This window comes from Paenibacillus sp. OK003 (genome assembly GCF_900109515.1).
Taxonomy (GTDB): Bacteria; Bacillota; Bacilli; order Paenibacillales; family Paenibacillaceae; genus Paenibacillus; species Paenibacillus marchantiae.
The window spans coordinates 53121-68677 of the sequence record NZ_FOBD01000018.1 but is presented as its reverse complement, the minus strand read 5'-3'; the positions used below and the strand labels follow the sequence as shown (position 1 = coordinate 68677).

The 15557-nt window shown below is 49.7% G+C and carries 13 protein-coding genes; 1 reads left to right on the top strand and 12 read right to left on the bottom strand.

All coding sequences use genetic code 11. The features are described 5' to 3' along the window. Nucleotides 1-12: 12 nt before the first annotated feature. From BMW94_RS24140 to BMW94_RS24130, 3 genes are all read right to left on the bottom strand, one after another. Complete coding sequence (locus tag BMW94_RS24140; RefSeq protein WP_063870633.1) at nucleotides 13-180, bottom strand: CxxH/CxxC protein; 168 nt, start codon at nucleotides 178-180, stop codon at nucleotides 13-15. Nucleotides 181-509: 329 nt separating this feature from the next. After that, a complete protein-coding gene (locus BMW94_RS30995) occupies nucleotides 510-1031 on the bottom strand; it encodes a hypothetical protein (protein ID WP_254790343.1) in 522 nt (173 codons plus the stop codon). A 301-nt stretch (nucleotides 1032-1332) separates the two neighbouring features. Next, nucleotides 1333-2610, bottom strand: a complete 1278-nt coding sequence (locus BMW94_RS24130) for a S1C family serine protease (RefSeq protein ID WP_091001358.1) — start codon at nucleotides 2608-2610, stop codon at nucleotides 1333-1335. A gap of 736 nt (nucleotides 2611-3346) precedes the next feature. Here BMW94_RS24130 and BMW94_RS24125 point away from each other — a divergent pair. Next, nucleotides 3347-3559, top strand: a complete 213-nt coding sequence (locus BMW94_RS24125; RefSeq protein WP_053781978.1) for a hypothetical protein — start codon at nucleotides 3347-3349, stop codon at nucleotides 3557-3559. Here the strand turns inward: BMW94_RS24125 and BMW94_RS24120 are convergent. From BMW94_RS24120 to dnaB, 9 genes are all read right to left on the bottom strand, one after another. Continuing rightward, nucleotides 3528-4334, bottom strand: coding sequence for an MBL fold metallo-hydrolase (locus tag BMW94_RS24120; protein ID WP_062327768.1), 807 nt, complete (start codon nucleotides 4332-4334; stop codon nucleotides 3528-3530). The genes BMW94_RS24125 and BMW94_RS24120 overlap by 32 nt on opposite strands. Before the next feature lie 6 nt (nucleotides 4335-4340). Next, nucleotides 4341-5084 (bottom strand): two-component system regulatory protein YycI, encoded by a 744-nt coding sequence (yycI, locus tag BMW94_RS24115; RefSeq protein ID WP_091001357.1) that lies wholly within the window; start codon nucleotides 5082-5084, stop codon nucleotides 4341-4343. A gap of 271 nt (nucleotides 5085-5355) precedes the next feature. After that, on the bottom strand, nucleotides 5356-6636 hold the full coding sequence (yycH, locus tag BMW94_RS24110; RefSeq protein ID WP_091001356.1) for a YycH family regulatory protein: 1281 nt from the start codon (nucleotides 6634-6636) through the stop codon (nucleotides 5356-5358). Continuing rightward, entirely contained in the window at nucleotides 6620-8470 is a 1851-nt protein-coding gene (gene walK / locus BMW94_RS24105; RefSeq protein ID WP_091001355.1) for a cell wall metabolism sensor histidine kinase WalK, read from the bottom strand. Before walK ends, yycH begins: the two co-directional genes overlap by 17 nt. Next, nucleotides 8470-9192, bottom strand: coding sequence for a response regulator YycF (yycF, locus tag BMW94_RS24100; protein WP_062327757.1), 723 nt, complete (start codon nucleotides 9190-9192; stop codon nucleotides 8470-8472). Before yycF ends, walK begins: the two co-directional genes overlap by 1 nt. A gap of 264 nt (nucleotides 9193-9456) precedes the next feature. Further along, nucleotides 9457-10989, bottom strand: a complete 1533-nt coding sequence (locus tag BMW94_RS24095) for a peptidoglycan DD-metalloendopeptidase family protein (protein ID WP_091001354.1) — start codon at nucleotides 10987-10989, stop codon at nucleotides 9457-9459. Nucleotides 10990-11449: 460 nt separating this feature from the next. Beyond that, nucleotides 11450-12235, bottom strand: a complete 786-nt coding sequence (locus BMW94_RS24090; protein WP_091001353.1) for a hypothetical protein — start codon at nucleotides 12233-12235, stop codon at nucleotides 11450-11452. A gap of 228 nt (nucleotides 12236-12463) precedes the next feature. Next, on the bottom strand, nucleotides 12464-13750 hold the full coding sequence (locus BMW94_RS24085; protein ID WP_063567367.1) for an adenylosuccinate synthase: 1287 nt from the start codon (nucleotides 13748-13750) through the stop codon (nucleotides 12464-12466). A 444-nt stretch (nucleotides 13751-14194) separates the two neighbouring features. After that, nucleotides 14195-15556 (bottom strand): replicative DNA helicase, encoded by a 1362-nt coding sequence (dnaB, locus tag BMW94_RS24080; protein WP_062327745.1) that lies wholly within the window; start codon nucleotides 15554-15556, stop codon nucleotides 14195-14197. Between the last annotated feature and the right edge of the window lies 1 nt (nucleotide 15557).

Here is a 15557-nt window from a genome sequence, read left to right as displayed (position 1 = left end):
CTACACAGTACGCTAGACGACTAGATACTCGGCCTTTTGTTCGCACTCGGCGCACTTCGCAGGCGGGTCCCAATCGGCAAATTCCGTCTCCTTCAGATCAACGATATCTGGAGCGTCCTCATACTCATCAACAAACATGTCGATGGCGATGTCCACGTGTTCTTTGCATACAACGTACATCCGTTCAAGCATCCTTTCTGTATCCAGCTATGCTCCCGATTCACAACCGCTTATCCATACAGGATAGCCACTTCTCTGTTCTATCACACCTGCCGCGGAAAAGAAACCCCTAGTCCCCGTTTATCATGTCCAACTTCCATCAGTCCGCTCATTTCAGCACAAACAAAACCAAAAAAGCGTCACTTCTCGACACCCCGTTGGCGTCCCAAAGTAACACTTCTCCAAATTCCGCATCTATTCCATACGGTCGTTACTATTCAAATTAACGGACACATGAAAGCAATCATCATATCTATTGTATTCGAATCCATACTCAATGAATATCGATCTTACTCCAGCCCCGACTGCGCCTTCGTCAGCAGCTTGCCGCCCTGGAACGCGATTACTGCATTGGCACCAGAACCGCCGGTACCCTTATAATTGTAGACCACCATATTTTCCGCCTCGCTCAATGCCTCGCCTTCACCGCCAAGAATATCGATAACTTCATCTACCGCCATGCCAACCTCAAGCTTTTCATACTGGGCAAACGTAATCAGCACCCCATCGCCCTTTCCAGCCGATCCGTTGTTTCCTGAGCCAACAGGTGCTTTACCGCCAGGCTCATTCACCGCAATCACGGTGGTGCTCAGCTCCTCCAGCTTTTTCTCCAGATCCGCGATCTTTTTGTTCTGCTCACTATTTTTCTCGCTCTGGTCCGCAAGCTTCTTCTCCAGACCTGTAATCTTCTCCTGTAAACCACTAACATCAGCAGTCCCTGACGGGGACACCTCAGAAGTACATGCGGACAAAACAAACAGCGCGGATACCAGGCCTGTTCCCCCCAACATGGTTTTCGTCAAACGTTTCATTGAATTAACCCCTTCCACTCCAGATTGAGAATACCGATCGACAAACAGATGTTACTCGCACAGCCGCCCATCACCAACACATTCCCAACAGTTTACCATAAATGAAACCCTCTATAACAGAGACTTTGGCTCTGGTCCTAACTATCATAGGGCAACGACAAAATCCCCCCTCCTGTAACCTCATGAATTTGGTTTATTTGTAAATCAAGATTAGTGCAATAAAAAAGAGCGGATCAACAAGTTGATCGACTCTCCTTTATTACCCTATTTCTGTGTGCCATGTACATAGAAGAAATTCCCTTTACTCCGGTTTATCCGTGAGCTTCGCTGACACCTTCTCGGCGTTGCCGTCCCGGTAAAAGGTGATTTCAATCGTATCGCCGATCTTCTTCTTATCGTACAGATATTTCCTCAGATCAAGCGTAGAGGTAATTTTCTGCCCATCAAATTCCGTAATGACGTCATTCAGCTTCATGCCCGCATCGGATGCCGGACCAGACGCCTCCAGTACAACCACACCGCTGTCCACGTGGGATGGCAGCTTCAGATCCTTACGCTGCTCATCATCCAGTGGGGCGTACGGATTGCTCAGATCGACGGTATACACACCCAGATATGGACGAGATACTTTGCCATTCAGCAGCAGGGAATCGACCGTTTTCATCACTTCGTTCATCGGAATCGCAAAGCCGAGGCCTTCAACGCCTGTATCCGAGATCTTCATCGTGTTGATGCCGACCAGTTTGCCGTTCAGATCAGCCAGCGCTCCGCCACTGTTACCCTCGTTAATCGCCGCATCCGTCTGAATCACGTTTTGTTCCCAGTCGTACACACCATCCTGATTAATGGATACCGGCAATATCCGATCTGTGTAACTGACAATACCGGATGTTAGCGTACCACCAAGACCGAGCGGATTCCCGATCGCCAGCACCGTTTGACCGCGCTGAAGTTTGCTGGAATCTCCAAGCTCTGCGGCTGGACCGATGCCCTTATCATCCTCCACGGACAATACCGCGATGTCACTCACCCGGTCTTTGCCCACCAGCTTCGCCTTATGCGTTTCCCCGTCCACCGTTACAATCTCCAGATCACTGGCACCTTCCACGACGTGATGATTGGTCATGATGTAGGCTTTACCGTCTTCCTTCTTGAAAATGACCCCTGATCCCAACGCGGAATCTTCCATCGACAGGCTGCTGCCCGTCTTATGGTTCACGATGCTCACCACGGAAGGGCGAACCTTCGCCGCTGCCTGGATAATCCGGTCGTACGGATCAGCCGCCTGCGCTGTCTGTGTACCGCCTCCGCCGTTCCCTGCAGCGTTCGCCAGAGGTAGAGCTGTTGGCTGCATGATAAAGCTAAACAGCGTAACGGTCACGATGGAGCTGATTACCGAACTGATCACGGCTACCTTGACCGTGGAGCTAAAGCCCGAGCGTGACTTGCGTGGATTCTGCCAGCGATCACGTCCCCTGCCCCTGCCTCCAGGGCGAATGATCTGAAGTTTACCTTTCTGTTCAGGTTCGGCGCGTCTTGATACTTTGGTTGAATAAAAATCGTCTCCAAACAATCCCATCGTGATCCTCTCCCCTTCGTTGTCACGCATCAAGACCCTGACTGCCGCCCGATCGTTGTCGCATGGCCAACGACTGTGTCCTTACGTTACCCCACTCCGGCCACAGCCGAGCTTCCGATCGCTGTTACTCACAAATTTTATTGATTACCCTCTAATAAGGTAAAAATTTGATCATAAAGGCGAACGCTTCGCTTCTCCAGCTTCGTTCTGTGTCCTCCGTTACGCGTGTACCGTAAATACCAACTCATTCTTCCATGCGTTCCTGCATAAAAAATCGTTTTGCATATCGCTGCCATTCCCGTTAACTCGGAATGAAGCGTCTATGTACAACAGAACGGACATCTCATTCTGCTTGTGACTCTATCAGAAATGCTCTCGCATTCTACGACATGCCTTTTTGCGCGCAAATCAGCCTCTACTATAAAAGCTCCTTATATACTAAACACGCCAAATCTTAAAAAGTTGCATAATTACGAAGATTAACGGAAATTTCCGCTATAACGCGCTTAACAATAAAGGTCCATAGTATCTATCACCACAAAATCCGGTTCGCTAAGCGCTATTTTGCCTATTCCCGTGAACTTTTTCATCTTCTTAAGCAAAATGCGGCCCCTGGTTCAGCATACACGTCCCTTACGTGTAATTATAGCGGCAAAAAGAGGAATGTTTTCCATCAAGCCTGACTACAATAATAGTAAAAGACAATTCGAAGCTTCATAGAAGGAGGATTCACATGATGGATCGCACGCGTACACTCACAGCCATGGATGAAGTTCATATGGCGGCCAAGCTGGCCGATCTCAAGGAAGAGCATTACCGCAACACCCTTGCCCTAAGCACGATTATTGAACTGCTCGTCGACAAAGGCATTCTGACCCGCGAGGAAGTAGAGCGCAAAGCTACCGAACTCGACAGCTTTATGGCTCACCCACCCTATCCCATGGCGTAGGCCGATCATAATACGTATCACAGAGTTTGAACTCATGATCGCGATAAAAGCAACCACGGCTCTCCATCGCATCACGCACGGTCATTTTCGCCAAGTCCATCATATTATGATCCCGGCTCAAATGTGCCAGATACGTACGCTTGATGCGTCCGTTCATCAGTTCACTAAGCGCTGCTCCCGCCGCTTCGTTCGACAAATGCCCAATGTCGCTCAGAATGCGGCGCTTGGTGTTCCATGGGTAACGTCCCATGCGCAGCAATTCGACATCATGATTCGCCTCCAGCACCAGTACATCCGAATCCGAGATCGCATCGCGAACCTTGTCGCTCATATATCCGAGATCCGTCGCAACGGACAGCTTCTCACTGCCATCATCGAATGTGTACCCTACCGGTTCCGCTGCATCATGGGAGATGCCGAAGGATTCCACGCGCAGGGAGCCAAAATCATGCTTTTCACCCGTCTCAAACACCCTCCGGTTTTCCTCTGGAATCGCCCCAACGGACTTCTCCAGCGCCGCCCACGTATTCGTATTTGCATAGATTGGTAAATTATATTTCCGAGACATCGCGCCTAGTCCTTTAATGTGATCGGAATGTTCATGTGTAACCAGAATCCCGTCCAGCTCTGTTCCCGAAATCTCCCGTTCCAGAAACAATGCCTCCAGCCGCTTTGCACTGAGACCTGCATCAATCATGAGGGACGTGCCCCCATGCTGTATAACCGTGGCATTCCCTGTCGAACCGCTGGATAACACGGTAAAATAAATCCCCATAACGCATTACTCCCCTGGTTTGTCTGTCTTGGGACTGAATACATCCCCACTGATGCCCTGCACGTACAACACTTCGCCACTTTCCAGCACGAACCGCCATGCCGGCATCGCCACCTGCATATCTGAATTGAACAACTGGCCGTAATAGCCCAACTGAATATCTTTGACAATCGCATCATTTGGCAAAAAGTTCTCGATCAGCGTACCCAGCGCCTTTGACGCCGGAAGCACCTGCTGATCGCTTTCCTCCGCTGTCGTAATCCGCACCGGAGTCTGACGATAACCCGTAATTTTCTGATCGCTGTAGAATAGCTCCAGACTCACATTGAAGAGCGGCCATTTGCCATCCACCAACGGATGAAGCACAAATGCCCCATCCTCCGCCATCAGCTGATCCCATCGATACGTACCAATCTGGGGAATCTCGTCCTGTAGTGCATCCTCCAGCTCGCTTTGCGAGAAGATCAGCTTGCTGTCCACGGTATTTTCCAGTTCAACATCAATGCCTGTCTTGTTATCTTCAATGAACTCATACGACAGCTTCGGTAGCTTCGGCGTCTCATTCGGAATAGGAGCCAGCACCTGAATGCCCTTCTCCTCCATCGCCTGTTGTGTATTATCCGCCAGCGAGGTGAAGTCCAGATTGGCTCCGGCCGTCTCCCGCGCATCCATCCAGATCTGGTATCCCAGCACCAGATTGAGCAGCAGGAAGGCATAGATCAACACATTTTTCGCCCGTCCCCAATCCAAAACATTCACCTCCATCATTTGATAAATACGACTACCATCACACTTACCACTCCGTGGTCAGAACAACCTTCCGATCGCTGTTATCCCCAGATTTCTTGATTCCCTTTTCCCAAGGGAGAAATCCGGGGATAAAGGCGAAGCCTATGCTTCCGAAGTAGCTTTCTTTCAGAAAGCTTGTAGCTTCGCTTCTTCAGGTTATTTCTGCCCCCTCCGTTAACGTGTGATTCTAAACCTCGCCCGGATATCAAATGACTTCATATCCTATAACCCATCAAGAAACGGTGGTTTCCTCCCCGTTTCCGAAACGGATTACCCACACCGGGATGAGCTTCAGTCCATCCTCAATGCCGGATGGACGGTACGCCGGATACACGTCTACAACCTTCCGATTGGTTCCCGCCACCTTCTGGATGAGCGCCTTCAGCTTGTCCCCTCCGGGAAGAGTGACCGATTTCTTCGTCTCCGCGCCTTCGTTCAGATATTCAAGCGAACGTTCATAGCTGGATACCGTCTGCTGCTGCATCTCCATGCTGATCGTGCCGAACCGGAACTGCATCGAGTCCATAATTGGGAAGCTGCTGTAATATTGCTGGAACTGAAGCTTCGTCTTTGTATCGGTAGTGTCCAGCATCATGCGCGAACGACCTTTCCAGCCGCCATGCTGATTCACAAAATCAACCGCGGACAGCGCATCCTTCGCTGCGTCAATCTGTCCCGCAGGGGGTGCCGCTGGATCGGTGTAGCTAATCCAGCGCTGTTCTTGCTTTACTTGCAGACTGCGCTTGCTGTCTGTATAGATCTCCGATCCATCCTTTTCCCGAATATTTCGGGTCATGCTTGGATCAAAGAATAGGCTGCGCTGCATTTGTTCGACAGTGAACTGGCCTGTAGGCACGTCAGCCTCAATCGTCTCCAGTGCTTCTGCCGGGATATAATATCCGCCGTCCATCAGCGTATAAGGTGTCCAGCTGCTGCCGAAGTCGACGTGCTGCTGCACGTCCTGTACTGTCAGATCCGCCTGCGTCGCCTCGTAGACCACATCGCCTTTGGCGCTGAAGAACAGTGCGTGAGCCTTTGTTTCATTTTTGGCCGTATAGATCGAGATCCGGTTAATCGTCTCACCCTGGAAGAGAGAGTCTGTCCCGAGTCGCATCACGCGCTGTAACAACGCTACAGGGATGCCTTCCTTGAACGACAGCTCAAAGCCAGGATTCTCCTTACGAATCTGATTCCAGTTGACCGACTGCACACTCCGACGCTGGAAATCATCAAACGTACGTCCCTGCAACCGTGAATAGATCAACTGATAGAACGTATTGCCCGGATAAAACACCGTATGTTTGTCCTCTCCCAGATGAATAACCATCTGATCAGGGAAAATTAAATCTTCAATATTGCGCTCCTGGCCCATATTCTCGGTTTTCACATAGTTCGTCTCTGACGTCACAATCGAATCGCCCCCACCGGGCAAACGATAGATCAAGAAGTAACTTTGTACCAAACTGGCAACGACGAGGGAAGCAAGCACCAGAGATTTAATCCGCTCTTTCAAGGTGCTCACCTCCTTCCTCACGCATGGGCAGTGTGAACGTTACCGTCGTCCCCACGTCCACCTCGGACTCCAGTGAGATATTGCCATCATGTGCCTTCACAATTTCCCGGGCAATGGACAGTCCTAGCCCTGTGCCTCCCATACTGCGGGAACGAGCCTTGTCCACCCGATAAAACCGCTCAAAAATGCGATCCAGATCGCGCTGTGGGATACCCATTCCGGTATCCGATACCGAGATGGCAAGTGTGTGTTCATCACTGCGTCTAGCCGCAATCGTAATAGTGCCGCCTTCTAATGTATATTTCAGCGCATTGGACACGACATTATCCAGCACCTGGTCAATCTGATCGCGATCCAGCGGAACAGCCGGAATATCATTCTCTACAGACAACACAGGCTGAATATCCTTCTGATGCATCTGAAACGAGAATCGATCCGTCACTTCCTCCAACATTTCCAGGATGTCAGTTGGCTGTTTCCGTAGCAAAGCCTCTTTGGAATCAAGCCGCGATAAATGCAGCAGATCCGTAACCAGTCGTATCATTCGCTCCGTCTCATTCTGGATTACCCCAACGAATCGTCCAGCGAGCTGCGGATCTTCAAGAGCCCCATCATCCAGCGCTTCCGCGTAGCTCTTAATAGTAGTCAACGGTGTACGCAGCTCATGAGAGACATTCGCCACAAATTCACGCCGTGAAGCTTCCAGTTCTTCCTGCTCCGTAACGTCCTGAAGCACAGCGATCGTGCCGGTAATGCCCAGTTCACGACGATGAACCGGTGTAAACGTCATGCGGATAACAACAGGATCTTCCTGTCCCGCAGGTGCAATCTGGAGCAGCGTCGAGCCTGTAAAACCACTGGCTAACGCTTCCGCATCTTCCGGATCAATGCCGAGCAATACGGCAAAGTGCCTTCCTTCAATGTCCGCCGGACGCATGCCCAGAATGCTGCTGGCACGCCGGTTCACCAGAATGACTTTGCCATATTCGTCCGTGGCGACCACGCCATCACTCATATTGGTCAGAATGGACGTGAGCTTCTCCTTCTCCTCTTCGTTCTGGGAGAGTGCATCTCGCAATCTGCTAGTCATATAGTTGAACGCCCGACTGAGCTGTCCAATCTCATCCGTTCCGAATACAGGCGTCTGCTGATCGAAGTTGCCTTCCGCGACCGCCGTCGCCCTTCGGGTAACTTCCTTGATCGGCTGCGTAATCGTATGTGACAGAATGACACCAAGCACTGCGGTTAATACCAAGGCAATCAAAATGCCGGAGATAAAAATCTTGTTAATGCCCTCCATTGTGGCATATAACTCATTCATCGAAGCGGCGATGTAGACCGCGCCGACAATCTTGCCGCCGGACAGCACCGGCTTGGCAACGACCTTTTTGCGAACATTATCCTCGTCCACGATATATTCCTCATTGTCCCGAATGCCTTGCAGCGCACGGCTGACAACGGTTTGGGTGTTTTTGCGCCCAACATAGTCTGAGTGGGAACTGAGCGAGGTGGTCAGCACTTTGCCGCTGGCATCCAGCACCTGAATCTCGGCGCCGTTAATGTTGAACAGGCTGTTTACCAACACACGCAGGTTTTCCGTTTTGTCCTCGCCAGCCTCAGCTTCCCCACCAGCCATCGTCTCTCCCACAAGCACCGACAGCATCTCTGCACGTGCCTGCAAATCCTCAGTGAAGTTGCTGGTCAGCGAGTTCTTCATCGCACTCACAAAATAAACGCCGATCAGTTGCATCGCAATCAGAATCAGCAGTACATAGATAATAATCAGTTTCGCCTGAATCGTTCGAAAGAACGAAAATCGCGAGAAACGCCCCATTATATCCCCACGCTTTTGGGACTGCGCACGAGATAACCCAGCCCGCGGCGAGTCAGAATCGTTTCCGGTTTGCTCGGGTTCTCCTCAATCTTCTCACGCAGACGACGAATCGTAACATCCACGGTACGAACATCCCCGAAATATTCATATCCCCATACCGCCTGCAGTAGATGTTCACGTGTCATGACCTTGCCGGAATGCTTCGCCATATAATAGAGAAGTTCGTACTCACGGTGGGTCAGATCCAGCGGTTCGCCGCCTTTGTAAGCTGTATACATGTCCATATCAAACGCCAGATCAAATAAACGCATGACCTGCTTCTCTTCGTCTTCCGGCGCTTCAGCCGTAATGGCAGGCTTCTGCCGTCTGCGCATCTGTGCTTTCACCCGAGCGAGCAGCTCGCGCGTACTGAAAGGCTTCGTCACGTAATCATCCGCGCCCAGCTCCAGACCGAGCACCTTGTCGATCTCGCCATCCTTTGCGGTCAGCATAATGATCGGCATCTCCAGATGGGCACGCACCTCGCGGCACACATCCATACCATCCTTACCTGGCAGCATCAGGTCCAGCAGCATCAGATCCGGCTTCTCGGATAACGCCAATTCAACCGCACGAATGCCATCAAATGCGCAGATGACCTCGTACCCCTCTTTTTCCAAATTAAACTTCAGAATGTCCGCAATGGGCTGTTCATCGTCCACCACCAAAATCTTCCCCTGCATCGGCTGTCTTCACCCCTATATCCTGCTTGATCCGCCTTAGCGGTCTATCTCTCTTATTCATCTTATATAAAATTGTGTTTCCTACGTTTTCATGGACTATATTCTAGCTCATATGGCTTGTTGCCTATAGTCTATAGTTTAACATACCTGAAGCACCGTCACATCCCGATCAGGGCCAATGTGCACCTCAAACTGAAAAAATTTTACAGCAGCAAAAAACAAGGCCAGCATTAACTGCCAACCTTGCCCTGGATTGCGATATAACTAGTTCAAGTATGTCAACGGATTTTCCACCGTTCCGTTCTTGATAATCTCGAAATGCAGATGTGTTCCGGTCGAACGGCCCGTGTTGCCCATGACGCCGATGCTCTCACCTTTTTCAACGACTTGTCCAACCTTAACACCGATGCTGTTCAAGTGCCCATACAGTGTTTCGTATCCATTACGATGGTTAATAATAATCACATTGCCATAACCACTCTTCTGTCCTGCAAAAGTAATCACGCCCTCATCAGACGCTTTCACGTCCCGGTTACCTACAAGATCGACACCTTTGTGCTGGCGACCCCAGCGTTGTCCAAAGCTGCTGCTCATCGTAGCGTTCGATACCGGCCAAGCAAATTCACCTGTACCTTCACCGACCACTTTAGTTCCACTCAGAACTACTTCAGTAACCGCTGACTTGATGACTTCCTGGCCAAGCCATTCTTCCTGAACGACTTCACCATTTTCCTTCGTTATCCGATATTGCATGCTTTTCAGACCGGTTTGCCCTGGACGCACCACTTTGGTTGTGCCTGCTTTGAGCTCAGCACTTTTGCGTACTTCCACCTGTGGTTTAATCTCAATCTGTTCAACCACCTGCTCTACCGATTTAACCGTAACGGCTGGTTTTGGCACCGTCAGTGTAAGCTCGTCCCCAATTTGCAGCGACGTTTCTTTGATGCCCGGATTATGTTTGCGAATCTCGCTTTGCGTAATTTCGTATTTGGCAGCAATGGAAGAGATCGTATCTCCTTCACGCACCACATAAGTTACAGGCGCGTCTTTACCAACGGTTAAAGCTTCAACCGCCTCGGACACATCCCATATTTTATTTGGATCAGCCTTCACCACATCTGTCGCTACATCTTCCTTGATGCCCACCGACTTCAGCGTAGTACTTGGTCCCTCGGCTTTCTTCGATGAGTTTGCCGATACCGACTTCGTCTTGAGCGAACTGCGCACAGCCGATGCCGATATGTACTTGTTCTGCACTTGTTCCAGAATCGCATCTGCTGTTGCCTGATCCTTCACAATGCCGATCACTTCACCGTCTACCTTGAGCTCTACACCCTTGGCATAGGCGGTAAGCATGTCGCCCAGCTTGTCCAGCGTCTCATCGCTGTTCACTACGGGTTTGTATGCTTTAATCGTTTCGGTCGTGATGCCGTCTGTGTTCAGCACCATTTCCGCGTCTGGATATTTATTTTGGAATTCCTCGGTTTTGTCTGCAAATAATTTCTGTAATTGCGCCTCATCCATGATGGTACCAATCTCAGTTCCTTTGACCATCACTTTATAATATGGGACGGTGTTTGCAGCAACGTATTGTTTGCCTGCGAATCCGATCGATGCAGCGATGAATAAACCGCATGCTGCTGTAATGATCCATTTGCGCGAGGCCAGAACGCGCTTTTTGTTACCACTGAAGTTGGACATGCTCATGTTGTTTTTGTCTTCGGCCGTCCGGTGTTCCCCGGATTGTTCGTGTTCCCGGTTCTTGCCCGGTTGGCGTATGCCTCTGAAACCTTTCATGATTCTCTCCTTTTCAGCACTTCTCAGTTCGCATTTCTGTCAAGACATCACCCATTGTGTCTGTCCCATGCTTGTCGATATTTGTATTCGGGTGTCCGCAAATCAGGACTTTAGCTGCGCACATAAAAGTGTCAAAATTTTAACCTTTTATCACACCCGTATACTTTAACACAGGTTTTACACTCATTTCAACTGTACACGTCATAGCGCAAAGCCGCGCCACGCTTGGTTTCCCTGTATTATCCATAAGATGGCAGATCAATATTCTTCCCCATATCGCCTCTACTTCAGGTATACTATGTACTTTTCATCATTTTTTAAGACTAGGTTCTAAGACCCACCGAAATGTGTTTTCTTTTTCATAAAAATACAAATCGAATATCCCTCGCCAGATCATCTCTTGGGAGGGATTTCGTTAAACTCTTGCTATAGAGTGCCTCATATAGTTTGGATTGTATGTTTATTCCGCCTGAAGGACTTCCATCAGATTATCGTATTCTTCGCTCGTCAGATACTTGGAGATCACCTGCTCAATATCGTGCAGCTCCTGCTCAGTCAGGCCACCTTCCATAGCGCCTGAGATTTGCTGCATCTCTTTCTGGGGCAGCTTGTTCATCAGCAGACTGAAAATCTTTTCTTTTTCCTCCAACGGCAGCTTGTCCTTCTTACCTGTAATGTCATCTGGAGATACTACAATCTCATCATTCCCTGAAGAACCCGTACCCGTGGAGTTCGTACCTGATCCGTTGCCGGATGCTGTACTGTTGCCAGGCGTTGTCCCAGAATCGGTACCCGCATTTGTGCCAGCATCTGCGTCTGTTCCCGTGCCTGAGCTGCCCCCTGGGCTAGATCCCGTAGCAGAAGAGCCCGTTCCTGAGCCTGCTCCTTGACCTTTGTCTGATCCCGTATCCTGTCCTGAGCTGTTGCCTGTATTCGCCCCTGTTTCTCCGCTTTCTGTTCCATTGCCCATGACAGATATCGCATCTTCTGGAACGTGCTCCTCCTCCGCTCCTGCTGGCTGATCTGTCGTGCCCGTTCCCGGTTTCTTCTCTTCACTGGACTTACCACCTAATGCACCCTGAAACATGGCCGTTAACCCCATAGGCTGGCCTTCCCACTGAATATTGAAACTCGCCAGCAGCGATTTTACATATGACTGAACGATTAATCCGGTTGTCAGCAGGGTCAGTGAACTGACCAGCATCACGGTAAGCAATATTTTAATGAACCCTTGAAGCAACTTCATTCCCGTTCTCTCCCTCCGTTTTCCGACCCCATATCACATTCGATGTTCAGGATCTATGAGTCTACTGTTAACCAGTATTGACGGAAATTTGGGGATTATATCAGGGAGGCGTGCGAAAAACCCCAGACATCGCTATTTAAGCGATAACTGGGGCTCTATGATGCCATATAGGCATATTATTTGGATGAACGTTTACTTCGTATTGCCGAGTTGAGTTAACTTAGCTGCTTATTCGTAGATAGGAAGAACTTGATTCGTTTGCTCACGGTTACGACCTACAGAGAAGATGGCAATTGGAATGCCTGTCAGTTCGGAAACACGTTTCACGTAATTCTGTGTGTTCACAGGCAGGTCTTCCAGTTTCTTCGCCGCAGTGATATCTTCGCTCCAGCCCGGAAGCTCTTCGTATACCGCTTCACATTCTGCCAGCATTTTCAGACTTGCCGGATAGTGAGTGATAACCTCGCCGCGGAATTTGTATCCTGTGCAGATTTTCACCGTTTCCAGACCTGTCATGACATCCAGGGAGTTCAGGGACAGGCCCGTGATTCCGCTAACACGACGAGCGTGGCGAACAACAACACTGTCGAACCAGCCGACACGACGCGGACGTCCAGTTACAGTACCGTACTCATGTCCGGTTTCACGAATTTGGTCACCAATTGCATCATGCAGCTCTGTCGGGAAAGGACCATCTCCTACACGTGTTGTATAGGCTTTAGCCACACCGATAACCTGCTGAATACGAGCTGGGCCAACGCCAGAACCGATACATACGCCGCCTGCAGACGGATTGGAGGAAGTAACGAATGGATAAGTACCTTGGTCAAGATCCAACATAACGCCTTGTGCGCCTTCGAACAATACTTTTTTGTCCTCGTCGATGTATTCATTGAGCACAACAGATGTATCACGCACATAAGGACGCAGGATTTCTGCGTATCCCAGGTAATCTTTCAGAATTTCTTCTACATCTACAGGCTCACCGCCATAGACTTGCTCGATTACACGGTTCTTTTCTTTTACCAAATGACGCAGTTTCAGTTCGAACTCTTCCGCATCCAGCAGATCAACCATACGAATACCGATACGAGCTGATTTGTCCATGTAACATGGGCCAATTCCCTTGCCTGTTGTACCGATTTTGTTCGGGCCTTTGCTCTCTTCTTCCAATGCATCCAATACCATGTGATATGGCAGGATGATGTGTGCGCGTTCGCTGATGGACAGGTTTTTGGTCGTAAAGTCATTGTCATGAATATAGTTAATTTCTTCGATGAGTGCCTTCGGGTTGATAACCATACCGTTACCAATTACACATGCTTTATCTGTGTAGAAGATACCCGATGGAATCATCGTCAATTTATATTTTTTGTTATCGATCAGAATCGTGTGTCCTGCATTGTTACCGCCTTGGTAACGAGCAACCACGTCTGCGGATTCCGCCAAATAATCCGTAATCTTGCCTTTACCTTCGTCTCCCCATTGCGTTCCCACTACAACTACCGTTGACATAGTACATACCTCCGTGGGTGCCTTGCGCACCTTTGTATTGGTCTGTCCGTCCTCTATCTCGGCAGGAATTTGAAGTGAAATTACCAGCGGAGAAGCGTGCTAACGGACAGTGAAAATCCCCCTCGGTTTACATCCAAGGGAAGGTTTTCGCTGCTTTAACGCAGCAGTACTAGTGTAACAGTCCCTTTTTTCAAAGTCAAATCAAATGGCGAACAATTATATATCCTCCAACTCTAATGTTCGGAATTGACTCCATATTGCGACGCAAAAAACCGGCGAAGCCAGTCAAATCTTGCTTGACGGCTAACCCCGGTTATACGCTACGCGTTCAGATCCAACGCTATATGTCGTATTCACAACGTATTTGATGAGTGCTTATGATCTAATGGTTGATGCCGGGACAGACGATTTCACTTCCTGATCGAAGCAGTCTGTGCCTGTCCCCTACATGGCAAAGGCATCATTATGTGCCCGCTCGTAGTTAACGAATTTATTAAAGTTTTTCAGGAAGACCAGTTCCACCGTGCCTACCGGACCATTACGCTGTTTGGCGATAATAATCTCGATAATGTTTTTCTTCTCGGTCTCCTGGTTATAGTAGTCATCCCGGTACAGGAACGCTACGATGTCGGCATCTTGCTCGATCGAACCCGATTCCCGCAAGTCACTCATCATCGGACGTTTATCCTGACGCTGCTCTACACCCCGGCTCAGCTGAGACAAGGCAATAACCGGAACTTCCAATTCCCGACCAATCTGTTTCAATGTACGCGAAATCTCGGATACCTCTTGTTGACGGTTCTCGCCGGCTTTACCACGTCCACTAATCAGTTGAAGGTAGTCGATCAGAATCATGCCAAGGCCTTTCTCTTTCTTGAGACGACGGCATTTCGCACGAATGTCAGCTACGGTGATCCCTGGCGTATCGTCAATGTAGATATTAGCTTCATTCAAGGCTGCAATGCCCATCGTCAGCTTCTGCCAATCTTCATCACCTTTGAAGTCACCCATACGCATGACACCCGCATCCAGATTGGCCTCTGCACAGATCATACGCTGTACGAGCTGTGCGGCTGACATCTCGAGACTGAATATCGCAACCGTCTCCTGCGCACGAATGGCTACATTCTGAGCGATATTCAGGGCGAAGGCGGTCTTACCTACAGATGGACGTGCCGCTACAATAATCAAGTCACTCCGCTGGAATCCGGCGGTCATCTTGTCCAGATCGATGAACCCTGACGGAATGCCGGTCGTCGTTCCCCGGTTCTGATGCAGCGTCTCCACACGGTCGAACACTTCCATCAGTACGTCCTGAATGGCTATAAAGCCACTACTGGAACGTCGGTTGGAAATCTCCAGAATGCGCCGCTCTGCTTCTCCAAGCATAGCCGCGACATCCTCACCGCCCGTGTATCCTTCACTCACAATTTGCGTAGCCGTACGAATCAGGCGACGCAGCATGGATTTTTCTTCAATAATCTGAGCGTAATAATCCACGTTTGCGGCAGTCGGAACACCATGAGCCAGCTTCGCCAGATAACTGACGCCGCCGATGTCCTCGAGCTCGCCTTTGTCCTTCAGCAGCGAAGTCAGTGTTACGAGGTCAATCGGTTGATTTCCCTCGCCAAGCTGGATCATCGCTTCAAAAATTAATTGATGGGGTTTATCATAGAAATCCTCGGTTTGCACCCGTTCCATCGCTGTAATCAGGGCTTCGCCCTGCAACAGGATTGCACCCAGCACGGCCTGTTCGGCTTCCAGGTTCTGTGGGGGAATCCGGTCGAATAACATTTCGCCGCCCATC